This window comes from Streptomyces sp. NBC_01237 (genome assembly GCF_035917275.1).
GTDB lineage: Bacteria > Actinomycetota > Actinomycetes > Streptomycetales > Streptomycetaceae > Streptomyces.
The window spans coordinates 2,642,043-2,664,040 of the sequence record NZ_CP108508.1; the positions used below are offsets into that span (position 1 = coordinate 2,642,043).

Below are 21,998 nucleotides of genomic sequence, written 5' to 3' on the forward strand. Positions count from 1 at the left end.
CGGGACGGCACCGCCATGCCTTCCCGGCGACGAAATATGCGGACTTCACTTCGCTATGCGCAATATTCCCGATCTCATCAGACAGCACCCGCTCTGATACGTAACGCCCCTGATGGTCCCCACACTGACCGGGCGCTCCCCTCCATCGGCGGTCGCCCTCCGTACAAAGGAGATCCAGATGTCCCGCACGTCCCGTCGGCGCACAGCCGCCGCCACCGGTCTGCTGCTCACGCTCGGCCTGGGCACCGCGTGTTCCTCGGGCCAGGAGGCGGCCGGGGACGACCCGGTCACCGAGGTGGACGGCAAGATCTCCCTCACCTACCTGCAGAAGCAGGGGGATCAGGAGTACTTCGTGGGCGAGGCCGCCGGTGCCAAGGCCAGGGCCGACGAGCTCGGCATCGATCTCAAGGTGGTCAACCTGGGCAACGACGCCAACAAGACGGTCGGCGAAGTGCAGTCCGCCATCGCCCAGAAGACCAACGGCATCATCATCGTCGTCCCCGACCCGGCCGTCGGCCCCCAGGTCGTCCGGACCGCCAAGGACGGCAAGGTCGCACTGCTCACGTCCGACGACCAGATCTGCACCACCGGTCCTGACGTGGACGACTGCGCCAAGGGCGACCTCGTGCCCCGGATCGGCTTCAGCGGGGAGCAGATGGGCACGGAGGTCGGCAAGCGCGCGGCCGAGGAGTTCGTGACGGCGGGCTGGAAGGCGGCGGACACCCGGATCATCTCCGCCTGGAAGCAGGACGTCACCGTCTGCGGCGACCGGGTCGAGGCCGCCGGGAAGTCCTTCGCCGCCGAAGCCCCCGGCGTCGAGCTGATCGACGTGCCCACCGACAACACACCGACGGGCGCCCAGGACAAGGTGGCCGCGACGATCACCGCCCACCCGAAGGTGAAGAACTGGGTGGTGTGGGGCTGCAACGACGAGAACGTCATGGGCGGCGTGACCGCGCTGGAGAACGCCGGAGTGAAGCCGCGGAACGTCATCGGTGTCGGACTCGGCGCCTATCTGGCGTGCAAGGAGTGGAGCACGGACGAGCCCACCGGCATGCGGGCCGCCCTGTTCATCAACGGCAAGGACGTCGGCGCACTGGCCGTGCAGACCATGTACGACAAGCTCAGGAAGGGCAAGGACTTCCCCGCCGAGGGATTCGCCCCGACCACCATGGTCGACCGCGCCACCTGGAAGTCGTCCGGCGTCACCTGCGGCTGACGCGCTCCGGCCGGTGGGCGCCGCGCAGTCGGCGCCCACCCGCCTCGCGAACCGCCGGCCCCCTACCCCACGCCTTCGAGGTGAAGCGACCCATGCCCCACGTGCCCAGCCCCGCCGCCGAGCCAGCACCCTCGGGCGAGCACCACGAACCCACGGCCCCGACCGGCTCCGTCGGCGTACACGGAATCACCAAGCGATTCGGCGCGGTACGGGCTCTCGGTGGAGTCACCCTCGACTTCCCCGCGGGCCGGGTAACCGCCCTGATGGGCGAGAACGGCGCGGGAAAGTCCACGCTGCTGAAGATCCTCACCGGCGACCATCCGCCGACCGAGGGGTACATATCCATCGACGGCGAACGCACCGGGTTCGGTTCACCCGCCGCCGCGCGCTCGGCGGGCATCCGGATCATCCCGCAGGAGCCGGAGGTCATTCCGCATGTCTCCGTCGCCGAGAACGTCTACGCGGGAGCCCTCCCGCGCAAGCGCGGCCGGGTGCTGGACCGGGCGGAGCTGGAGCGCCGGATCGAGGCGGACCTGGAGCGGCTCGGCTTCGCCGACATCCTCGACCCCCGCCTCCTCGGCTCCCAGCTCACCCCCGCGCAGCGCCAACTGGTGGAGATCATGCGGGCCCTGACCGGTGAGGTACGGGCGAAGGTGATCGCGTTCGACGAACCCACCTCGTCCCTCGCCGAGCACGAGACGGAAGCGCTCTTCGCCCTCATCCGGCGCCTTCGCGCCGAGGGCATCGCCATCGTCTACGTCTCCCACCGCATGCGGGAGATCTTCCAACTGGCCGACCGGATCGCCGTGTTGCGCGACGGTGTACTGGTCGGGGTCCAGGCGGCGCACGCGACGAGCGAGGGCGAACTCGTCCGTCTCATGGTCGGCCGGGACCTGTCCAGCATGTTCGTCCGCGAACGGGTGGCCACCGACCGGCTGGTGCTGGACATCAGGGACGTCACGACCGACGACGTGCGGGACATCTCGCTGAAGGTCCACGCCGGGGAGATCGTCGGGCTCGCAGGGCTCATCGGGGCCGGGCGCTCCGAACTCGCCCTCGCCCTCGCCGGTGACCGTCCGGTCCGCAGCGGCAGCATCACACTGGACGGCACGCTCCTGCGCGGTGGACGTCCCGGCGAGGTGATCCGGGCCGGTCTCGGACTCGCGCCCGAGGAGCGCAAGGCCCAGGCGCTCTTCCTCCAGCGGTCCGTCAGGGACAACATCTCCCTCGTGGTGCTGAACCGGTTGCGTCGCTTCCGTTTCGTTCGGCGGTCCGCCGAGCGTGAGCTGGCCCAGCGGTACACGGACCGGCTCCGGGTGCGCACGCCGTCGACCGGCCACGCCGTGGGCACGCTGTCGGGCGGCAACCAGCAGAAGGTCGTACTGGCACGGTGGCTGGCCCGTCGACCGAAGGTGCTGATCCTGGACGAACCGACGCGCGGTGTCGATGTCGGTGCCAAGTCGGAGATCTACCGGATCATCGCCGAACTGGCCGAGGACGGCGTCGCCCTGCTGGTGATCTCCTCCGAACTCCCCGAACTGCTCGGCCTCGCGGACCGAGTCGTCGTCATGCAGGGCGGCCGGATCACCGGCGAACTCAGCCACGACGACGCCGACGAAGAGTCCGTCCTCACCCTCGCCATGGCCGACGACATCGTCGGCGCCGCCCCGGGAGCCACGTCATGACCGTCACCAGCACTCCGTCCCCCGCCGTACAGGAACCCGCCGGGGACGGCCGCAAGTCCGCCGGGCCACGGCTCCTCGCGGGCCTCGGTGGCCAGAACATCAGCCTCATCGGCGCCCTCGTCGCCGTGCTGGCCCTGTTCGGTGCCCTGAACGAGAACTATCTGAGCCTGTCCAACATGCAGGTGATCGCCGAGGCGGCGACCATCACCGGGCTGCTCGCGATCGTCCAGACCGTGGTCATCATCTGCGGCGGACTGGACATATCCGTGGGCTCGCAGGTCGGTGTCGCCTCCGTGGTGAGCGCGATGGCCTTCACCGGTCTCGGGTCCAACGCGTACCTCGGCATGGCCGCCGCGGTGGGCGTCGGCGTCCTGGTCGGGCTGCTCAACGGTCTGATCATCGTCTACGGCCGGGTCAACCCCACCATCGCCACCCTGGCGGGACTCGCCGCCTACAAGGGCCTCGCCCAACTGCTGTCCAACGGCCGGGCCCAGGGCTACGTCCTCAACAACGAGGTGTTCGTCTTCCTGGGCCGCGGCAAGATCGCCGGCCTGCCGGTCATGGTCTGGATCCTGATCGTCGTCGCCCTCACCGTGCACGTGCTCCTCACGTACACGGACATCGGCCGCAACATCTACGCCATCGGCGGCAACGACACCGCGGCCCGCCTCGCGGGCATCAACATCAACAAGTACCTCGTCTCCGTCTACGTCCTCATCGGCGTGGTCGCCGCCGTCGCCGGCATCCTGCTCACCGCCCGCACCGGCTCCGGTCAGCCCACCTCCGGCAGCGAGGGCCTGGAACTCAAGGCCATCACCGCCGCAGCACTGGGCGGCTGCGCCCTGAAGGGCGGCAAGGGCGGCATCGGCGGCACCCTGCTGGCGGTGGCCCTGCTCGGCGCCCTGGAGAACGGCCTCACCGTCGAGGGCATCAACACGTTCTGGCAGAACGTCGCCCAGGGCGCCCTGCTCGTGGTGGCCGTCGTCATCCAACAGCGCCGCAGCGGCGCCCGGGCCGTCGGACTGCCCCACTGACCGGCTCCGCCCGCGCCACCGGGGACGGCGTCCGCCGCGGCACGTCCTCGTGCGTGGTCCGCCTCCGGTGACCCTCTGTCAGCAGGGCGGTCCCAGCGGTCCTGGGGGCTGTCCCGTCATCCCTGGCGGGGCAGCTCTTGGACGATCGAGCTGCGCGCCATGAAGGGCCGGCAGGTCAGGCCGGTGGCAAGGAGGAGGGCGGCGAGGAGCAGCCAGCCGGGGAGGCCCAGGGCCAGCGGGAGCGCGCTCATGACGGCTGGTGACGCTCCCTCGGCCAGTCCGTGGCCCAGGCCGAAGACTCCGGCGTACTGGCCTTGCGCGGCGGCGGGGGCGAGGCCGAAGGAGTACTCGGCCGAGGCGGCGCTGTGCCAGATCTCACCGAGGGTGTAGGCGATCGTTCCTGCCGCGAGGAGGAGGACGGCCGGCCCGCTCGGGGGCTTCTCGGCCAGCGCCATCAGGACGAGGCCCGCGGCGAGCGCCATGCCCGCCCAGCGCATCGCGGTTCCCGCGGACCGTACGTCGCCGACGCTCCGGCTGAAACGGACCTGGAGGACGACCACCAGGATCGTGTTGAGGACGAGCATCGCGGAGATCGTCCACCGGGGGGCCGAGGTGTGGTCCGCGATCCACAGTGGAAGCAGGAAGGTGGGCACCGTGAAGTGCAGGGACATCACCGCGTTGATCGCCGTCGCGGTCAGGTAGGTGCGATCGCGCAGAGCGGCCCAGCCACGGCTCGGGCTGCCGCCGTCGTCGACGGTGAAGGGCGGCAGCCAGAAGAGGATCAGACCGGAGACCAGGTACGTCAGGGACCGGCCGATCATGACGGTGAGGAAGGCCTCCCTGGTGTCCAGTTGGATGGCGAAGCCCGCTGCCACGGCGCCGAGTGCGATCGCGAGGTTGCCCACCGACCGCAGATAGCCGCGGAAGACGGCGGGCGTGGGCCCGCCGAAGCCGCGGACGAGCGGGGCCAGGGTGGCCCAGCTCGCCGCGATCACCGCGCCGGACAGCAGGGAGACCAGGAAGTAGGCCCAGAAGGTGTGCACCAGCAACAGCCCGGTGTTCACCACGGTCCCGCAGGCCGCGACCGCCATCTGGACCCGCTTCGCCCCCCAGCGGTCCGCCGAGCGGCCGACGTACACCCCCGCGCCGAGACCCGCCAGGGCCCCGGCGAACAGACCGGCGGCGACCTGGGAGGCGGGCAGACCGACGATCCGCGTGAAGAAGAGCGCACCTGCCGCCAAGGACAGCCCCGTACCGAAGCTGTGCACGAAGGACGTCAGGGCGACCACGCGCTGGCCCCTGCCGACCGGCAGCAGGGCGGTCATCACCGCCACAAGGTGTCTCCGAAATCGGCGTCGGGACGCCAGTCCCGCTGGAATTCACGCCTTCCCCGGGTGGTCAGGCCGTCGGGGAGCACCCACAGGCGCTCGTCGAACCACCGCCTGACCTCCTCGAAGCGCCCGGTGAGCTGCTCGACCGACGCCGCCACGACCATGACCTGTCCGATCCGCTGGCTGGTGTGGACCGCACCGGCCGCGAAGTGCGTGCCGACGGGGTGCTCGATCCGGGCGAACCGCACCTGCTCCAGTGCCACCAGTTCCTCCGGCGTCGGGCAGCCGAGCAGCGTCCCCGCACGCCCCGGCAGGTAGCAGCCCCCGAAGACGTCCGGGCTGACCTTGGCATCGATCTCGGGGCGGCGCCCGAGCGCGATCTGGACGGCGCACTCGGCGATGTTCACCCCGAACTTCGCCTGGACCTGCTCATGGACCAGGGCGCCCCCGCGACGGGCGGCGCACTCGCCGAACGTCAGCGTGCCCGAGGGGCCGTCGTGGAAGAGCTCCATGTGGAACGCCCCGTCCCGCAGGCCGAGCGCGTCGAGCGCGGGCCCCACCAGGCCCCGCGCCTTCTCGTAGACCCGGCTCTCCTCGCTCGGGTCGAAGTGCCGCAGCCACAGGGGCCGCCCGCTCTCGATGGCGGTGAGGCAGGGATCGCCGTAGGCGCCCACGGCGAGGAAGAGCAACTCACCCTCGAAGACCAGGCCGTCGACGAACCACTCGTCCCCCACGACGTGTTCCTCCAGGACGAAGGTGCGCTGTCCTGTCCTGTTCCTGCGGTACTCCTCGCTCCTCGCCCGGAGCTCCCCGATGCTCCTGACCGACGTGGTGAGGGCCGTGGCGGCACCGGCCACCGGCTTCAGCACGGCGGGCGCGAAGGGCAGTTCCGGAAGGCCGGAGACCGAGTAGACGTCCTCGATCACCACGCACCGGGCGGCCGGCAGCCCGGCCCCGTGCACCGCGGCCTTCTGAAGGGACTTGTCCCGGAAACGTACCGCCGTCTCCGGATCGAGCCCCGGCACACCCAGCTGACGGGCCACCATGCCCGCGGTGACCACGGAGTACTCGTCGGAGGTGTGTACGGCGTCGAAGTCGCCGGCGCCGAGACCGGCCCGGCGCAGCCCCATCAGCACGGCCTCGGCACTGGACTGGTCGTCGACCCTGAGAACGGTGAGCTCGGGCGGGACGTTCATGAGCCCGTCGTCCCAACCGCTCGCGCCACAGACGACCACGGCGTCCACGCCCAGCCGGACGCACGCGTCCAGGGTGTACCGGTCCAGACCCACGATCAGCAGGCGCGGTCGGGTCTCAGCCATGGTTGTTCCTCCTGTCGTGCGTGCGTCCCCAGTCCTCCAGGGCGGCACGGTCCAACTTTCCGTTCGGCGTCAGCGGCAGGGCGTCGACCACCACCGCGCGGGCGGGCACCAGGTACTCGGGGAGCGCCGCGGCCAGCGCCTGGCGCACGGCGAGCGGATCCCCGGACGCGACCGCGGCCGCACTGTCCGGCCGCGTCGTGTAGGCGAGCACCATCGACTGGCAGCCGCCGTCCGCCTCGCGGACCGGGACCGCGGCGCAGTTGAGGACACCCGGCACCGAGCGGCCCGCGTGCTCCACCTCGGCGGGTTCGACGCGGTACCCCCGGACCTTCAACTGCCGGTCCCTGCGGCCGAGGTAGCGCAGCAGCCCTTCGCCGTCCACGCGCCCCTGGTCCCCGGTCCCGTACACCCGGGAGGGGACGCCGTCGATCGTGACGGTACGGAACCTCTCCCCGGTCAGCTCGTCCTGCCCCAGGTAGCCTGCGGCCAGCGCCTCGCCCGCCACGCAGATCTCGCCCTCCTGGCCGGGGAGGCACACCTTGTCGTCGGCCATCACGTGGATCCGTGTTCCCGGCGCGGCCGTGCCGAGCGGAACGCCCTCGGGCTCGTCGCAGTCCTGCGGGCGGACCCGGTGGGCGGAGACGAACATGCAGCACTCGACGGGTCCGTAGCAGTTCACCAGTGGGGTCTGCGGATGGGCCAGGACGAACCTGGCCGCGTGGGCCCGGGACATCGCCTCGCCGCTGACGAAGACCGACCGCAGGCCGGCGAAGCAGCCCGGATCCACATCGACGAACAGGTTGAACAGGGCGGTGGGCAGATGCACCGCGTTCGCGCCGTCCTCGTCGACGGCCCTGCGCAGGGACTCCGGGAGGAACATCCGGTCGCCCTGGAGGAGGCAGGTCCCGCCCGCCACCAGGGTTCCCCACACCTCCAGGGCGTACATGTCCCAGGCCGCGTTCGACACCTGCGGCATGACGTGGTCGGCACCGAAGGACACCGGCCCCTCCCCGCGGAACAGACGGAGCGCCGCCCGGTGCGGCAGGACCACCGCCTTGGGCACACCGGTGGTTCCCGAGGTGAAGATGACCATCGCGGGCGAGGCGCCGTCGGCGCCCCGCTCCACGGGCGCGGCCGCCCGGTCGGCGGACTCCCGCAGCGGCTCATCGGGCGGGGTCAGGACGGGGAATCCGTACGCCGGCGAATCCGCGACGGCCAGCGGCGCCCGCAGCCGCCCGACCAGCGATTCCAGCCGCTGGTCGGGCCAGTCCGGATCGAGTACGGAGTACGCCGCCCCGCACTTGAGCAGTGCGAGCTGGGTGACGGCCAGGCGCGCCGACCGGGGGAGGACGACGGGAACCAGGCTCCCGGGGCCGATGCCGTGGCCGGAGAGGACCGAGGCGAAGTGGTCGGCCGCCCGGTCGAGGGTGCGGTAGCTGATGGCCACGCCGTCCTCGACGAGCGCCGGATGGTCGGGCCTCTCCCGTGCGCGACGGGTCACCGCCGCATGCAGGGTGCTGTCCACTCAGGCCCCCTCGGGCGGCAGGACGGCGAATGGACAACGCAGCAGGGACAGCGCGAGGTCCTGGACGCCGAAGACGGTGAAGTGGTGTTCCTGCGGTGCGGCCGTCCCATCGAGCCGCACCTCGAAGACGACGCTCCGGCCGGGCTCGACCCGGTGCACCGGTGGGGACACGGTGGCGGCGAGCCCCCAGGGGACGAACACGCCCACCTGCACGGGCTCCGGCCGCGACGACGCGACCGTGACCTCGATCCGGAGCACCGCTCCGGCGCACACCGTCGCCTCCGCGTGCGCGCCGAGCCGTGCCCCGCCCTCCATCGCGTAGCCGACCGGTCCGCAGCTCAGACACACGTGCGCGGTCGTGAGGGGGACCCGGGCGGTGAACCCCCGGCGCGGGTATTCCCAAGCGGTCCGCCCGCACAGCACGCAGGGGGTGGCCGTCGCGTCCGACGGCGAGACCGTGCTCCGGTCACCGAAGAAGCGGGGGAACTCCGCGAGCCCGTCGTCGGGGCGCTCGGCTATCCGTACGGCCATCGCCCGATCCAGTGAACGAGCCTCGTCGATGAGCGAGTCGAGGAACTTCGCCCGCTCCTCCCCCAGCCCCATGACCGGCCGGACGGCCGTCGTCTCGATCCGTTCCGCCAGCCGCTCCAGCGGTGCCCGCAAGGGGTGCGCTGCGGGCAGCATGCCGGTCATGAGGAAGCCGCGGGCCCGCGAGCCGAGATCACGCACGAGCCCCGCCGATATGTCCCGGTCCGGCGCCGGCCGTCGCGCATCGCGATAGGCCGAACTCCCCAACCCCACCTGGATGAACGAGGGGTAGGGGTGCATGCTCCCCAGGCTCGCGTTCAGCACCCGGGCGGTGCTCCCCCCGCTCCCCGCCGAGTCCAGCCAGACGAGGTTCTCCACCCGGGCCGACTGGTGCATGGACAGCCCGGCGACCACCGCCTGGGCCGGGCCGTCGACGCCGTTCAGGAGCAGTTGGTAGCGGGGGGCGTAGGAGGCGAGATCCGCCAGGGCGCCGCTGTCACAGCCGCTGAGTACGAGCTCCGCGGTGCGGACCCGGTGGGCGGGGATCAGCTTGTCCTCGGGCTTGTAGCAGCCCCGCCCGTACGAGCAGGTGGGGCCGGGCCGTTCGGGGCCGGCGGCCGGGCTGAGCCCGCACACGGTGTGGGCGCCGAGGTTGATGCTGTCCTCGGTGCCGTGACCGCTGACCATCACGCGCTGCCAGACCCGCTCCTCCGCGATGCGGCCGAGCTGCACGCCGCCCAGCGACCGCGAGTCGTAGTACGTCGCCGAAGTGGCCACCGGCTCGATGTCGAGATCGGTGAAAAGACCCGTCCCGCCCTCGCCGGCCACGTCCCCGTACTGCTTGGCGATCATCCAGGTGATCGAGTGGAGGTCGCGGCCGGTCAACAGGAAGACATCCCTGCCCCGCCGGTAGGCGTCCACCAGGACCGGTCCGATGACCTCCATACGCAGGTCCTCGTAGCGGCCGAGGACGATCAACGAGCCATCGCCCAGGGGCGGTTCCCCGTCCGTCCACTCCCCGGCCAGCGGGCGGGCGAACGCCCGGACCGCCTCCGGAAGGTCCCCCAGGACCACGCCCGCCGCACACACGGGCGGCTCCCGCAGAGCGGCGTAGAGCCCCTCCGCGAGGGCGAGCGAAGCCTTGAGGTCGACGCGCTCGCCGATCCACACCGGCACGGCGGTCCCCCGCTCGCCCCGCCCCCGGGCCGCCTGGAACTCGGTGACCGAGACCTCGAAGTCCGCGGCGCCGACCACCGCACGGAACACACCGCGCACGCCCGTCACCCCGCCGCCCCGATCTTCAGCATCGCGGCGGCAAGGGCGTCGACCGTACGGTGCTCGAAGATCGCCCGGAGGGGCAGGTCGCACCCGGCCTCGTCCCCGATCCTCGACGCGGCGCGCACCGCCCCCAGCGAATGGCCGCCGAGTTCGAAGAAGTCCTGATCGGACTCGACCCGATCAAGCCCCAGAACGTCCTCCCAGACCCCCGTGATGTGCTCGATCAACTCCGGACGCGAGAACCGGTCCTTCTCGATGACGCTCACCCCGGCAGGAAGGTGAAGTCCTCGCCGACTTCACGGGAGAGGACGAAGAACTTCTTGGCACGCTCGGCGATGTCGAGCAGTTCCGGATCGCCGGACTCCCGGGTGATGTCGATGAGCCAGTCCCAGGAAGCCCCGATCGGCACTTCCTCGGTGAAGTGGATCCGGCCCAGCAGGAAGGCGATGTCCTTGATGTTGTGCCGGGAGACCACGGTGCTCAGGGCGCGCAGCCGCTCCGGCAACTCCGGGGAGGACGGCTTGCGCTCCACCGGCGTGGCCCGCAGGCCGGGCTCGTACGACTCGGGGCGGGCGAAGATGTCGGACGGCTTGAAGCCGGGCCCCGCCGCGAAGTCGAGACAGAGCGACCAACGGCTGCGCGAGGACATGTTCATGCCCGCATGGATCTGGGCGGCGTCCAGGAACCACACCTCGCCCTTGCGCATGTGGAAGACCATGTCCTCGTCGGAGTTGACCGCGTGCTCGTTGTCCTCCAGGAAGAGGATCACCCGGAAGAACTCCTGCACGTCACCGGCCTCGATGAAGTCCCGGTGCGGAATGATCGAGAACTCGACGACGTTGCGCCCTCGCACCATCGTCATGCGCTCCGGATTGAACCGGCTGGTCAGCACCTCACGCAGATACGGAACCTCGTCGAGGAGCGCGGTGGCCTGCCCGGGGCGCTGCTCGTGCCCGTACCAGAAACCGTCGTGCTGGTCCCCGGAGGCGTTCCACAGGTTGAGGTTCAGCCAGGTGCCCGTGGTGAAGGCCTGGTACGGCTCCTGCAGAGCCGACATGGCCGAGAGCCGGGCGATGTCCTTGGCGAGGCGCTCGTCGTCGAACGGGATGCGGCCGAGTATCACTGAGGCCATGGGTGGGACGTGTCCTTCCTGGCGAATGTCGTCCGAATGCCGGGCGGGGGTTCAGAGCTCGAAACCCGCGGGGAAGGGGTCGTCGGGAGACAGGAAGTACTGTGCGGTGCCGGTGATCCAGGCCCGTCCGGTGACCGTCGGCACGACGGCACTGCGGCCCGCGACGGTCGCCTCCTCGACGAGACGGCCGGTGAACTTCGATCCGATGAAGGACTCGTTGACGAAATCCGCCCCGATCTCCAGCTCGCCGCGGGCGTGCAGCTGCGCCATCCTCGCGCTGGTGCCGGTGCCGCACGGTGAGCGGTCGAACCATCCGGGGTAGATGGACATGGCGTGGCGTGAGTGCTCCGCATCGGACCCCGGCGCGGCGAAGTACACGTGCCGAACGCCCCGGATCCGGGAGTCCTCGGGGTGCACCGGCTCATCGGCGTCGTTGATCGCCTGCATCGTGGCCAGCCCCGCGGCCGTGATCTGCTCCTTGGCCTTCCGGTCGAACGGCAGCCCGTAGTCGTCGAGTTGCACAATCGCGTAGAAGTTGCCGCCGTAGGCCAGGTCGTAGCGGACGGTACCGAACCCGGGGACCTCAAGCTCGGCGTCCAGTCTCTCGGAGAACGCCGGCACGTTCCTGAAGGTGACGTGCCGTGCGACCCCGTCCGATACCGCCACATCGACGACGACCAGACCGGCCGGGGTCTCCAGGCGCACGGTCGTGACCGGCTCGGTCACGGTGACCATGCCCGTCTCCACCAGAACGGTCGCGACCCCGATCGTGCCGTGCCCGCACATCGGGAGATAGCCGGACACCTCGATGAACAGCACACCCCAGTCCGCGTCGGGCCGGGTCGGCGGCTGGAGAATCGCTCCGCTCATCGACGCGTGGCCCCTGGGCTCGGTCACCAGCAGGGTCCTGATGTGGTCGAGGTTCTCACGGAAGTGGATCCGGCGTTCCGCCATCGTCGCTCCGGGGATCACCCCGATCCCCCCAGTGATCACACGGGTGGGCATGCCTTCGGTGTGGGAGTCCACCGCATGGAAGATTCGATTGGTACGCACGTCATCCCTCTCGGCTCTGGTCAAGGTCGTCGTCGGACAGGTGGATCGTCCCGTTCATGTACGGTCTGGCGGCGCCGGACAGGGCGACCCGGTCGCCGTCGAGGCCGCAGTCGAGGCTGATCGTGAGCGTCCGGCCCAGCCGCGGCGAGAACTGGTGGGCGCGCATCCGGGGCTTCCCCAGCCGCTGTGCCCAGTACGGGACGAGCGCGCAGTGCGCCGACCCGGTGATCGGGTCTTCCGGGATGGACAGCTTCGGCCCGAAGAACCGCGAGCAGAAGTCCGCCTCGGCGCCCGGCGCGGTGATGACCACGCCACGCAGGTCCAGCGCGGCGAGTGCGACGAGGTCCGGGACCACCGAGCGGACCTGTGCCTCGCTGTCGTAGACCGCGACATAGTCCATGGACCGGTAGACCGCCGAGGGCGCGACCGCGCCCAGCCCCCGCAGCAGGTCCACCGGCGGTTCCACCGGCGAGAGTTCGAGGGCGGGGAACGTCAGGCCGAACACGTCCCCGTGCCGGGCGACCACGAGCGGTCCACTGGCCGAGTGGAACGTCACCTCGTCCCAGCCCGGCTCCAGATGCGTCAGTACGACGTACGCCGCGCCCAAGGTGGCGTGTCCGCACAGGTCCACCTCGGTGGCCGGGGTGAACCAGCGCAGGTCGTAGGCGTCCCCGTTCCTGACGATGAAGGCCGTTTCCGGAAGGTTGTTCTCCAGGGCGATGGCCTGCATGACGGGCTCGGGAAGCCACGCTTCGAGCGGGCAGACGGCCGCCGGGTTTCCCCACAGAACACGGTCGGTGAAGGCGTCGACCTGGAAGATCGGAATACTGATCGGGTTCACACGCCCAACTTCCGCTTGGCCTCGGCGAAGAAGAGGATGTGCTGGTAGTCCTTCGCCTTCTCGTCGTAGTCGGTGTACTGGTTGGTGAATCGCAGCAGCCGCTCCTGGACCTGTTCCGCGGGTTCGCTGTGGATGCGTCCTTCGATCGCCTGGATCTCGCCCAGGAATTCGGCGAGCACGGCCGGCAGACCCGGGCGGAGGTGGATCAGCCCGTTGTGCAGCCGGATGCCGTCCGCGGCGATCAGGTAGTTGAAGAGCAATTGGGACGCGACCGCGTCGTAGTTGGGCCTGGGTATCCCCTCGACCGCGTAGCGGAGCAGCCGTTCGGAGAGGACGTACTCATACGTGAGCCGCGCGCCACGCTCGGGCAGCGCGGAGTCATGGAGGCAGGCGAGCATCGCGGACACGTCGACCCGCAGCTCCTCCAGTCCGGCCAGTGGCTTCAGCTTCTTCACCGGGAGGAAGTCGGGAATCGGCATGTCGCCCTGCCGGTGGTGGTACTCGTGCAGCCGTACCCACCAGGACGACGCCTGCGCGATGTCTTCCGGCCCTGCGGCTTCGACCAGCGGGAACGATCCCTCCGCCATGACGTTGTGCACCAGGAGCCGGGTCAGGCGCAGATGCCGTTCGACGAACTTGTCGATGAAATAGAAGACCAGGTCCCCGCTCTCCTGGCGGCCGTCGATGTGGTTCTCGGGGAAGAGCGCCACGACGGGCCTGGCCTCGAAGCCTTTCGACATCCGCTCGATCGTCACCGGCATGGTCGGGCTTGGGTATCCGGTGTCCAGATGCGTGTCGGTGGGCGACGTCCGGTAGGACAGGAAGTCCAGGGACAGCGTCGGGAAGTAGGACGCGTCGAACAGCGAGAAGATGTGGTTGTCCACCCGGGTGTTGATGTGTGCCTTGGTCCGCAGCAGCCGGGGATCCTCGGCGAACGTCAGGACGTCCTCCGCGAACACCTGGACGATGGGCACCTTCCGGAGCACGGGCGATGCGAGCAGTCCCCGGGCCAGTCGCTTGAGGGACGCTTCGTCCCGCCGTTCGTCGCGCCGGACCGAGCCGCGCAGTACGTTGACCGCGTCAATGACGTCGTTCACTGGCTCTGTGCCTCCTTCCCCCGGATCAGCCCGCGCATATCTGATCGGCGAAGTCGTCGAGCGCATGGGCCCAGTGGGCCGCGTAGTCCGTGGCGAGCAGCATCAACTCTTCGGCGTCCTCTTCGCTCTCGACCAGGGCGGTCATGCCCGTCTCCTCGTCGCTGACGGACTTGGCATGACTCGTCTCGGCCTTGATGTGCGCGTCGATCCACACCAGGGCGTCGGATGCCGCGAAGAGCTTCTGCCCGTCGACCCGCACCTTGCCGTACATGCGCCGGAACGCGACGGCGATGTCCAACGCCGTGGCCTCCACGACCCGTAGCTGTACCGCCGCGCCCAGTCGGTGATCGGCCAGCGACTCCATCGCCCGCAGCAGCTTGGCGACGCCCGCGGGAAGTTCCCGCGTCACTCCCTCGCCGGCCGCTTCCGCCAGCGGCCCGACGATCGAGTCCGCCCACCACAGGTAGTGGACCCCTGCCGCTCCGGCGGGCGCCACCGCACTGAAGTCGTCGGCCAGGTTGTCCAGGTCGTCGCCGATGACGCGGTAGGCCGTCTGGAAGGCCGCCAGCGCCTCCCGCCCCGGAGCCTCCTGCGACGCGAAGTGCCGCGCCGCCGCGCCGAGCCCCGAGATCGTCGTGAACATGAAGGTCCTGGTCATCACCTCCCACTGCCGAGCCACGGCCAGCGCGTCCTCGACCGCGACCGCGTCAACAGCCCCCGCTGCCGCGAAGAACCGGTTCACCGGCCTTACCAGCCCCGCCGCTTGCACCACCGCGGTCACCCGCTCGTCAAGCTGTTCATCAATAGCCACGACACGCCCCCTCAGTAGTGCAATTTCACATGTCACAGGCTATGTATGACTCAGGCGGACCGTCAACGGCTTTCGGGAAGCCGGGACACCCTCAATCCCCTTCGCCCCGACCGGACTTCGACGAAGCCGCCACCGGTCACCCCCAGCCGATCCGCACCGTATCCCCGCCCCCGCCGCCCGCCAGGACCTCGACGCGGGTACCCGTATCGGGATCGATGAGGGTCCGCCCCTGCCTGTCGCAGCCCATTCCGACCGGTGCGGCCTCGCGGTTGCCCTCGGCGCGGCATGACGCGTCGGGGTACGCGGTCGTCCCACCGGTGCGCCTTACGGCGATCCCGGCGCCGTCCCGTCGTTCCACCGGAATCAGTTGGACCGTGCGCCGCCCCCGTGCGGGCAGACGGGCGACCCGGGCGTCGCGGGTCACGCGACGGGCTTCCAGGAGTGCCGGCCGAGGTGCTGCGGGGCGCGCCCGCGATGTCGCCCATGCCGTCCCGGTCGTTGACGTACTGACGAGGGGGTGCCGACAAGGGCGCCGATATCCGGCCCGACGTGGGACGCGTCACACACAGGGGCCGCGGGATCATCGTCGTGGCCCCACACCCGGGTCCCACCTGAAATCGCAGGTCAAGAAGGCGAGGGCCGGGTGGTGCGGGCCAGGGGCGCCCGCCCCGCCTCGCAAAGGAGAGGCGCGCACCCCACGCGAAACGCCTCTCCAGTCGCGTTTCCCCAGGTCAGAACGATTCTGCCTGGGGACGCTCGGTGGGGCGGGTGGGACTCGAACCCACGGCCGACGGATTATGAGTCCGCTGCTCTAACCGGCTGAGCTACCGCCCCGTTTCGGCGTGGCGCGTACATGTGTGCGCACCGTCTGCCGCAGCATAGCCGGTCATACGATCTCTCGCTTCGGATGGTCGACTTCGCCTGATCATGAGGACCGCGCTTTGTGCTGCCCGGTTCCAGGTGACGCGAAGGAGACCCGAAAGTGTCACTTCCGGACCCCGCGGCACCAGGTGCGGGCACACGAAAAAGGACCCCGAGGGGTCCTCTTCCGTTCCGCTCCCCCGACTGGACTCGAACCAGTAACCCTCCGGTTAACAGCCGAATGCTCTGCCAATTGAGCTACAGGGGATCGCGCTCCCCCGACTGGACTCGAACCAGTAACCTGCCGGTTAACAGCCGGCTGCTCTGCCAATTGAGCTACAGGGGATTGCTGCGTTGCCTCGAATCGTACCTACCTGGCGGCTGCCGGGCGGCGCGCGTTCGCTGCGACACATACATTAGCGCAAGCAGGGGGGTGCTCCGCCAATCGGTATCGCCCCGGGTGATCTCGGGTGCGCGCGGGTAGGCGGCCTGCACACGTCGCACGGAGCGAAGGAAGGGTGGCAGCCATGCGGTACCGGCTCACGTTCATCGCCGGACTGGCCCTCGGTTACGTGCTCGGCACGCGAGCCGGGCGCGAGCGTTATGAGCAGTTGAAGAAGTCAGCACGTCAGTTCGCCGAGAACCCCGCGGTACGCAACGCCGCCGAGTCCGCGGCGAGCAGCGGCCGGGACTTCGCGGGCAAGGCGTACCACTCGGTGAGCGAGAAGGTCGGGGACAAGGTGCCCGCGTCGGTGGCCGAGCGGGTCAGGTCGCTGCGGGAGCGCAGCAGCCTGAACGGCGCGGAGGACGACTGGGGCACCACCAACACCTGAGGATCCGGGTCCGGGACCGGTGCCGGTCGGCGCCGGTTGCGGGAAAGGTCCCGGGGTGCGGCAGAATCTGTGTATGGGCATAGTCGCCGGCTTGGACAGTTCTTCCGCCTTCACTCACATCGTCGTCTGCGACACGGACACGGGCGCCGTGCTGCGGCAGGGGTATGCCGCGCATCCGGTCGAGGCGAAAGCCTCCGAGGTCGACCCGCAGGCATGGCTGCTCTCACTCGGTGAGGCGGCCTCCGGCGGTCTGCTCGAAGGAGTGCAGGCCATCGGTGTGTCCGCGCAGCAGCACGGGCTCGTCCCCCTGGACCACCAGGGCAATCTCGTCCGTCCGGCGCTGCTCGGCAACGACCGGCGGGCGCAGGTGGCCGCGGCCGACCTGATCGACGGGCTCGGCGGGCGGCAGGCCTGGGCCGAGGCGGTCGGGTCCGTACCGCAGGCCGCCCAGCCGGTGGCGAAGCTGCGCTGGCTGGCGCGGGCCGAGCCGGAGAACGCCCAGCGCGTCGCCGCCGTCGCACAGCCGCACGACTGGCTGGTGTGGCAGCTGTTGGGCCGGCCGGCCCGGCGGACCACCGACCGGGGCGCCGCGTCCGGGACCGGCTACTGGTCGGCGGGGACCGGTTCGTACCGGCCCGATCTGGTCGAGCTGGCGCTGGGACATCAGGCGGCGCTGCCCGAGGTGCTCGGCCCCGCCGACTGCGCCGGGACGACGCCGGAGGGGCTGCTGATCTCGGCGGGGACCGGCGAGACGATGGCCGCGGCCTTCGGGCTCGGGGTCGCGGTGGGCGATGCGGTGGTGTCGCTGGGGGCCTCCGGGTCCGTGATGGCGGTGCACCACGAGGCGCTGGCCGACCCGACCGGGATGATCACCTCGTTCGCCGACGCCACCGGGATGCATCTGCCGGTGGTCCACACCTCGAACGCGGTACGCGCGCTGCGCGGGACCGCGGAGATGCTGGGCGTGGAGGGACTGGAGGAGTTGTCGGCGCTGGCGCTGAAGTCGACTCCGGGAGCCTCGGGGCTGGTGCTGCTGCCGTATCTGGAGGGCGAGCGCACCCCGCGGCTGCCGCACACCGCGGGGACGCTGTCCGGGCTGCGGCGCGAGGCGATGAAGCCGGAGCATCTGGCGCGGGCGGCGTTCGAGGGGATGCTGTGCTCGCTGGCCGACGCGCTGGACGTACTGCGCGGGCGCGGTGTGGAGGTGCGGCGGGTGTTCCTGCTGGGAGCCGCCGCCGAGCTGCCCGCCGTGCGGGCACTGGCACCCGCGGTGTTCGGTACCCAGGTGGTCGTCCCGCAGCCCGCCGAGTACGCGGCACTCGGTGCGGCACGGCAGGCGGCCTGGGCGCTCGGGGTCTCCCAGGGGACCCTCGATCCGCGCACTCCCCCGGCCTGGCAGGGTGCGGCGGCGCAGGTGCTGGAGCCGGGCGAGGAGCTGGCGGAGGGCCGGGCGGTACGTCAGCAGTACGCGGCGACGCGCGACCAGATTCATCCCGGAGCGTTCGGAACCGGAGCTTCCGGGACCGGGGCCTTCGGGGCCGGAGCATCCGGAGCCGGAGCGTCCGGAGTCGATGTGGGCGCGGGGGCCTGAGGCAGGGCGCGGGCAGAGCCCCTGCGTACGGGGTCGGGCCGCGTCCCAGCCGCCTGGTTCCGCCCGGTTCCGCGGCGAACCGGGCCCCGTCGGGCGCGGCAGGATTTTGACCCGGCCTTGAGGAAAAGCGTTCGCGGTCTGCGTACGGCGTACCGGAAAATGGGTCGACCCCTGCCGTTCGCCGACTCCGAGAGATACGCGTGCTCATAAAACTCCTGCGGGCCTATCTCGGCCCGTACAGAAAACCCATCGCGCTGCTGGTGTTCCTCCAGCTGTTGCAGACCTGCGCCACCCTCTATCTGCCCAGCCTCAACGCCGACATCATCGACAACGGTGTCGTGAAGGGGGACACGGGCTACATCCTGGAGTTCGGCGGCGTCATGATCGCCGTCAGCGTCCTGCAGGTGCTCTGCAACATCGGCGCCGTCTACTACGGCGCGCGCACCGCGTCCGCTCTCGGGCGCGACGTCCGGGCCTCGGTCTTCGACCGGGTGCAGGCTTTCTCGGCACGTGAGTTGGGGCGCTTCGGCGCGCCCTCGCTGATCACCCGGACGACCAATGACGTCCAGCAGATCCAGATGCTGGTGCTGATGGCGTTCACGCTGATGGTGTCGGCGCCGATCATGTGTGTCGGCGGCATCATCATGGCGCTCGGCCAGGACGTGCCGCTGTCCGCGGTCCTGCTGGCGGTGGTGCCGATCCTCGGTATCGCGGTGAGCCTCATCGTGAAGAAGATGCGGCCGCTGTTCCGCACGATGCAGGAGCGGCTCGACACGGTGAACCGGGTGCTGCGCGAGCAGATCACCGGCAACCGCGTCATCCGCGCCTTCGTGCGCGACGGGTACGAGGAGGAGCGGTTCCGGGGGGCGAACAACGACCTGACCGATGTGTCGCTTTCGACCGGCCGGCTCATGGCGTTCATGTTCCCGACCGTGATGACGGTGGTGAACCTGTCGTCCATCGCGGTGGTCTGGTTCGGTGCGCACCGCATCGACAGCGGCGGGATGCAGATCGGCGCGCTGACCGCGTTCCTCGCCTATCTGATGCAGATCGTGATGTCGGTGATGATGGCCACCTTCATGTTCATGATGGTGCCGCGCGCCGAGGTCTGTGCCGAACGCGTCCAGGAGGTCCTGGAGACCGATTCGAGCGTCGTGCCGCCGCTCGCCCCGGTCACGGAGCTGACCAGGCACGGGCATCTGGAGGTGCGGGGCGCGGAGTTCCGGTACCCGGGTGCCGAGGAGCCGGTGCTGCGGACCGTGGATCTGGTGGCGCGCCCCGGTGAGACGACCGCGATCATCGGGTCGACGGGCAGCGGGAAGTCGACGCTGCTCGGCCTCGTACCGCGGCTGTTCGACGTGACGGACGGCGAGGTGCTGGTCGACGGTACGGACGTACGGACGCTGGACCCGGTCCTGCTGGCGAAGACCGTGAGCCTGGTGCCGCAGAAGCCGTATCTGTTCTCGGGGACGGTCGCGACGAATCTGCGGTACGGGAATCCGGACGCGAGCGACGAGGAGCTGTGGCACGCGCTGGAGGTCGCCCAGGCCAAGGAGTTCGTGGAGCGGCTGGAGCACGGGCTGAACGCGCCGATCGCGCAGGGCGGCACCAATGTCTCCGGTGGGCAGCGGCAGCGTCTGGCGATCGCCAGGACGCTCGTGCAGCAGCCGGAGATCTATCTCTTCGACGACTCGTTCTCGGCGCTGGACTACGCGACGGACGCGGCACTGCGCGCGGCGCTGTCCCGGGAGACGGCCGAGGCGACCGTGGTGATCGTGGCGCAGCGGGTGTCCACCATCCGTGACGCCGACCGGATTCTGGTGCTGGACGAGGGGCGGGTCGTCGGGAGCGGCACCCATCGCGAACTGATGGACGGCAATGAAACGTACCGGGAGATCGTGCTCTCCCAGCTGACGGAAGCGGAGGCCGCGTAATGGCCGGGCCGGGCGGACGGATGATGGCCGGAGGGCCCACCGAGCGGTCCATGGACTTCAAGGGGTCCGGGAAGCGGCTGCTGAAGAGGTTCAGCCGGGAGAAGTCCTCGCTGTATCTGATGCTGGCCGCCGGGGTGCTGAGTGTGGCCTTCTCGGTGGTCGGCCCGAAGATCCTCGGCCGGGCGACCGACCTGATCTTCGCGGGTGTGATCGGCCGGGGGATGCCGGAGGGCACCACCAAGGCGCAGGCCATCGAGGGGCTGCGCGCGAAGGGCAGCGGCGGACTGGCCGACATGCTGTCGGGGGTGGACTTCACTCCGGGCGACGGCATCGACTTCGGTGCCGTGGGGAACGTCCTGCTGATGGCGCTGGTGGTCTACATCGGCGCCGGGCTGCTGATGTTCGTGTCGACCCGGATCTCGATCCGGGTGATCAACCGGATCGTGTTCCAGCTGCGCGAGGACATCCAGACGAAGATGGCGCGGCTGCCGCTGTCGTACTTCGACCGGGCCAAGCGCGGTGAGGTGCTCAGCCGGGCGACGAACGACATCGACAACATCTCGCAGACGATGCAGCAGACGATGGGCCAGCTCATCAACTCCCTGCTGACCATCGTCGGCGTCATGATCATGATGTTCTGGATCTCGCCGCTGCTGGCGCTGGTCGCGCTGGTGACGATCCCGCTGTCGGTGGTGGTGGCGGCCCGGGTGGGCAAGCGCTCGCAGCCGCAGTTCGTGCAGCAGTGGAAGGTGACGGGCAAGCTCAACGCCCACATCGAGGAGATGTACACCGGGCACACCCTGGTGAAGGTCTTCGGGCGTCAGGAGGAGTCCGCGCGGGACTTCGCCGAGCAGAACGAGGCGCTGTACGAGGCGGGCTTCAAGGCCCAGTTCAACAGCGGGATCATGCAGCCGCTGATGATGTTCGTGTCGAACCTGAACTATGTGCTCGTCGCCGTCGTCGGCGGGCTGCGGGTCGCCTCCGGTGCGCTGTCGATCGGTGATGTGCAGGCGTTCATCCAGTACTCGCGGCAGTTCTCGATGCCGCTGACCCAGGTCGCCTCGATGGCGAACCTGGTGCAGTCGGGCGTCGCGTCGGCCGAGCGGATCTTCGAGCTGCTGGACGCGGAGGAGCAGGGCGCGGACCCGGAGAACGGGGAGCGTCCCGAGGAGCTGCTCGGCAGGGTCTCGCTGGAGAAGGTGTCGTTCCGCTACGACCCGGAGAAGCCGCTCATCGAGGATCTGTCGCTGAGCGTCGAGCCGGGCCAGACGGTCGCGATCGTCGGCCCGACGGGGGCCGGCAAGACGACGCTGGTCAATCTACTGATGCGGTTCTACGAGGTGACGGGCGGCCGGATCGCCCTGGACGGCGTCGATGTGGCGAAGATGTCGCGCGACGACCTGCGGTCCGGGATCGGCATGGTCCTCCAGGACACCTGGCTGTTCGGCGGATCGATAGCGGACAACATCGCGTACGGCGCCTCGCGCGAGGTCGGCCGGGAGGAGATCGAGGAGGCGGCGAGGGCGGCCCACGCCGACCGCTTCATCCGTACCCTGCCGGACGGCTACGACACGGTGATCGACGACGAGGGTTCCGGGGTCAGCGCGGGCGAGAAGCAGCTGATCACCATCGCGCGGGCGTTCCTGTCCGACCCGGTGATCCTGGTGCTCGACGAGGCGACCAGCTCGGTGGACACCCGTACCGAGGTCCTGATCCAGAAGGCGATGGCGCGCCTCGCGCACGGCCGGACCAGCTTCGTGATCGCGCACCGGCTCTCCACGATCCGGGACGCCGATGTCATCCTCGTGATGGAGAACGGGTCGATCGTCGAGCAGGGCTCGCACGACGGGCTGCTGGCGGCCAAGGGCGCCTACGCCCGGCTGTACGCGGCGCAGTTCGCCGAGGCGCTCGCCGAGGTGGACTGAG

At 70.0% G+C, this 21,998-nt stretch carries 18 protein-coding genes and 3 tRNA genes; 7 read left to right on the forward strand and 14 right to left on the reverse strand.

Annotation, left to right across the window (positions count from 1 at the left end; genetic code table 11):
* Positions 1 to 178 precede the first annotated feature (178 nt).
* The 3 genes from OG251_RS11740 to OG251_RS11750 all read left to right on the forward strand — a co-directional run bounded on the left by OG251_RS11740 (position 179) and on the right by OG251_RS11750 (position 3,938).
* Positions 179 to 1,219, forward strand: coding sequence for a substrate-binding domain-containing protein (locus OG251_RS11740; protein WP_326677112.1), 1,041 nt, complete (start codon positions 179 to 181; stop codon positions 1,217 to 1,219).
* A 92-nt stretch (positions 1,220 to 1,311) separates the two neighbouring features.
* Positions 1,312 to 2,904: a sugar ABC transporter ATP-binding protein gene (locus OG251_RS11745; RefSeq protein ID WP_326677113.1), complete on the forward strand. Its 1,593-nt coding sequence runs from the start codon at positions 1,312 to 1,314 to the stop codon at positions 2,902 to 2,904.
* Positions 2,901 to 3,938, forward strand: a complete 1,038-nt coding sequence (locus OG251_RS11750; RefSeq protein ID WP_326677114.1) for an ABC transporter permease — start codon at positions 2,901 to 2,903, stop codon at positions 3,936 to 3,938. Before OG251_RS11745 ends, OG251_RS11750 begins: the two co-directional genes overlap by 4 nt.
* A gap of 116 nt (positions 3,939 to 4,054) precedes the next feature.
* Here OG251_RS11750 and OG251_RS11755 read toward each other — a convergent pair whose 3' ends face one another.
* The 14 genes from OG251_RS11755 to OG251_RS11820 all read right to left on the reverse strand — a co-directional run bounded on the left by OG251_RS11755 (position 4,055) and on the right by OG251_RS11820 (position 16,060).
* Positions 4,055 to 5,263 (reverse strand): MFS transporter, encoded by a 1,209-nt coding sequence (locus tag OG251_RS11755; RefSeq protein ID WP_326681228.1) that lies wholly within the window; start codon positions 5,261 to 5,263, stop codon positions 4,055 to 4,057.
* Positions 5,263 to 6,588, reverse strand: a complete 1,326-nt coding sequence (locus OG251_RS11760) for an ATP-grasp domain-containing protein (protein ID WP_326677115.1) — start codon at positions 6,586 to 6,588, stop codon at positions 5,263 to 5,265. The genes OG251_RS11755 and OG251_RS11760 overlap by 1 nt, the downstream gene beginning before the upstream one ends.
* Complete coding sequence (locus tag OG251_RS11765; RefSeq protein WP_326677116.1) at positions 6,581 to 8,113, reverse strand: AMP-binding protein; 1,533 nt, start codon at positions 8,111 to 8,113, stop codon at positions 6,581 to 6,583. Before OG251_RS11765 ends, OG251_RS11760 begins: the two co-directional genes overlap by 8 nt.
* On the reverse strand, positions 8,114 to 9,916 hold the full coding sequence (locus OG251_RS11770; protein WP_326677117.1) for a hypothetical protein: 1,803 nt from the start codon (positions 9,914 to 9,916) through the stop codon (positions 8,114 to 8,116).
* Positions 9,917 to 9,921: 5 nt separating this feature from the next.
* A complete protein-coding gene (locus OG251_RS11775) occupies positions 9,922 to 10,185 on the reverse strand; it encodes a phosphopantetheine-binding protein (protein WP_326677118.1) in 264 nt (87 codons plus the stop codon).
* On the reverse strand, positions 10,182 to 11,051 hold the full coding sequence (locus tag OG251_RS11780; RefSeq protein ID WP_326677119.1) for an aspartyl/asparaginyl beta-hydroxylase domain-containing protein: 870 nt from the start codon (positions 11,049 to 11,051) through the stop codon (positions 10,182 to 10,184). Before OG251_RS11780 ends, OG251_RS11775 begins: the two co-directional genes overlap by 4 nt.
* A gap of 51 nt (positions 11,052 to 11,102) precedes the next feature.
* The gene (locus tag OG251_RS11785) at positions 11,103 to 12,104 is read right to left on the reverse strand and encodes a proline racemase family protein (RefSeq protein ID WP_326677120.1); all 1,002 of its coding nucleotides are present in this window, start codon (positions 12,102 to 12,104) and stop codon (positions 11,103 to 11,105) included.
* Between the two features lies 1 nt (position 12,105).
* Positions 12,106 to 12,945, reverse strand: coding sequence for a PhzF family phenazine biosynthesis protein (locus OG251_RS11790; protein WP_326677121.1), 840 nt, complete (start codon positions 12,943 to 12,945; stop codon positions 12,106 to 12,108).
* Positions 12,942 to 14,042 carry a DUF6421 family protein gene (locus tag OG251_RS11795; RefSeq protein ID WP_326677122.1) on the reverse strand — a complete coding sequence of 367 codons (1,101 nt, stop codon included), beginning with the start codon at positions 14,040 to 14,042 and terminating at the stop codon, positions 12,942 to 12,944. Before OG251_RS11795 ends, OG251_RS11790 begins: the two co-directional genes overlap by 4 nt.
* Positions 14,043 to 14,067: 25 nt before the next feature.
* Positions 14,068 to 14,853 carry a DUF6202 family protein gene (locus tag OG251_RS11800; RefSeq protein ID WP_326677123.1) on the reverse strand — a complete coding sequence of 262 codons (786 nt, stop codon included), beginning with the start codon at positions 14,851 to 14,853 and terminating at the stop codon, positions 14,068 to 14,070.
* Between the two features lie 136 nt (positions 14,854 to 14,989).
* On the reverse strand, positions 14,990 to 15,277 hold the full coding sequence (locus OG251_RS11805) for a hypothetical protein (protein WP_326677124.1): 288 nt from the start codon (positions 15,275 to 15,277) through the stop codon (positions 14,990 to 14,992).
* Positions 15,278 to 15,613: 336 nt separating this feature from the next.
* A tRNA-Ile gene (locus OG251_RS11810) sits at positions 15,614 to 15,687 on the reverse strand.
* Positions 15,688 to 15,909: 222 nt separating this feature from the next.
* Positions 15,910 to 15,982 (reverse strand) — tRNA-Asn (locus OG251_RS11815).
* Positions 15,983 to 15,987: 5 nt separating this feature from the next.
* Positions 15,988 to 16,060, reverse strand: a tRNA-Asn gene (locus OG251_RS11820).
* A gap of 181 nt (positions 16,061 to 16,241) precedes the next feature.
* On the opposite strand from OG251_RS11820, the gene OG251_RS11825 reads away from it, so the two are divergent.
* The 4 genes from OG251_RS11825 to OG251_RS11840 all read left to right on the forward strand — a co-directional run bounded on the left by OG251_RS11825 (position 16,242) and on the right by OG251_RS11840 (position 21,997).
* On the forward strand, positions 16,242 to 16,547 hold the full coding sequence (locus OG251_RS11825; RefSeq protein WP_326681229.1) for a YtxH domain-containing protein: 306 nt from the start codon (positions 16,242 to 16,244) through the stop codon (positions 16,545 to 16,547).
* Positions 16,548 to 16,620: 73 nt separating this feature from the next.
* Positions 16,621 to 18,138: an FGGY family carbohydrate kinase gene (locus OG251_RS11830; protein WP_326677125.1), complete on the forward strand. Its 1,518-nt coding sequence runs from the start codon at positions 16,621 to 16,623 to the stop codon at positions 18,136 to 18,138.
* Between the two features lie 200 nt (positions 18,139 to 18,338).
* A complete protein-coding gene (locus OG251_RS11835) occupies positions 18,339 to 20,072 on the forward strand; it encodes an ABC transporter ATP-binding protein (protein ID WP_326677126.1) in 1,734 nt (577 codons plus the stop codon).
* The gene (locus tag OG251_RS11840; RefSeq protein ID WP_326677127.1) at positions 20,072 to 21,997 is read left to right on the forward strand and encodes an ABC transporter ATP-binding protein; all 1,926 of its coding nucleotides are present in this window, start codon (positions 20,072 to 20,074) and stop codon (positions 21,995 to 21,997) included. Before OG251_RS11835 ends, OG251_RS11840 begins: the two co-directional genes overlap by 1 nt.
* The last annotated feature ends 1 nt before the right edge of the window (position 21,998 follow it).

Excerpts from the sequence above, each read along its gene's own strand:
- OG251_RS11755 (WP_326681228.1), bottom strand. The coding sequence starts at position 5,263 with ATGACCGCCCTGCTGCCGGTCGGCAGGGGCCAGCGCGTGGTCGCCCTG.
- OG251_RS11830 (WP_326677125.1), top strand. The coding sequence starts at position 16,621 with ATGGGCATAGTCGCCGGCTTGGACAGTTCTTCCGCCTTCACTCACATC.
- OG251_RS11745 (WP_326677113.1), top strand. The coding sequence starts at position 1,312 with ATGCCCCACGTGCCCAGCCCCGCCGCCGAGCCAGCACCCTCGGGCGAG.
- OG251_RS11780 (WP_326677119.1), bottom strand. The coding sequence starts at position 11,051 with ATGGCCTCAGTGATACTCGGCCGCATCCCGTTCGACGACGAGCGCCTC.
- OG251_RS11840 (WP_326677127.1), top strand. The coding sequence starts at position 20,072 with ATGGCCGGGCCGGGCGGACGGATGATGGCCGGAGGGCCCACCGAGCGG.
- OG251_RS11760 (WP_326677115.1), bottom strand. The coding sequence starts at position 6,588 with ATGGCTGAGACCCGACCGCGCCTGCTGATCGTGGGTCTGGACCGGTAC.
- OG251_RS11750 (WP_326677114.1), top strand. The coding sequence starts at position 2,901 with ATGACCGTCACCAGCACTCCGTCCCCCGCCGTACAGGAACCCGCCGGG.
- OG251_RS11740 (WP_326677112.1), top strand. The coding sequence starts at position 179 with ATGTCCCGCACGTCCCGTCGGCGCACAGCCGCCGCCACCGGTCTGCTG.
- OG251_RS11825 (WP_326681229.1), top strand. The coding sequence starts at position 16,242 with ATGCGGTACCGGCTCACGTTCATCGCCGGACTGGCCCTCGGTTACGTG.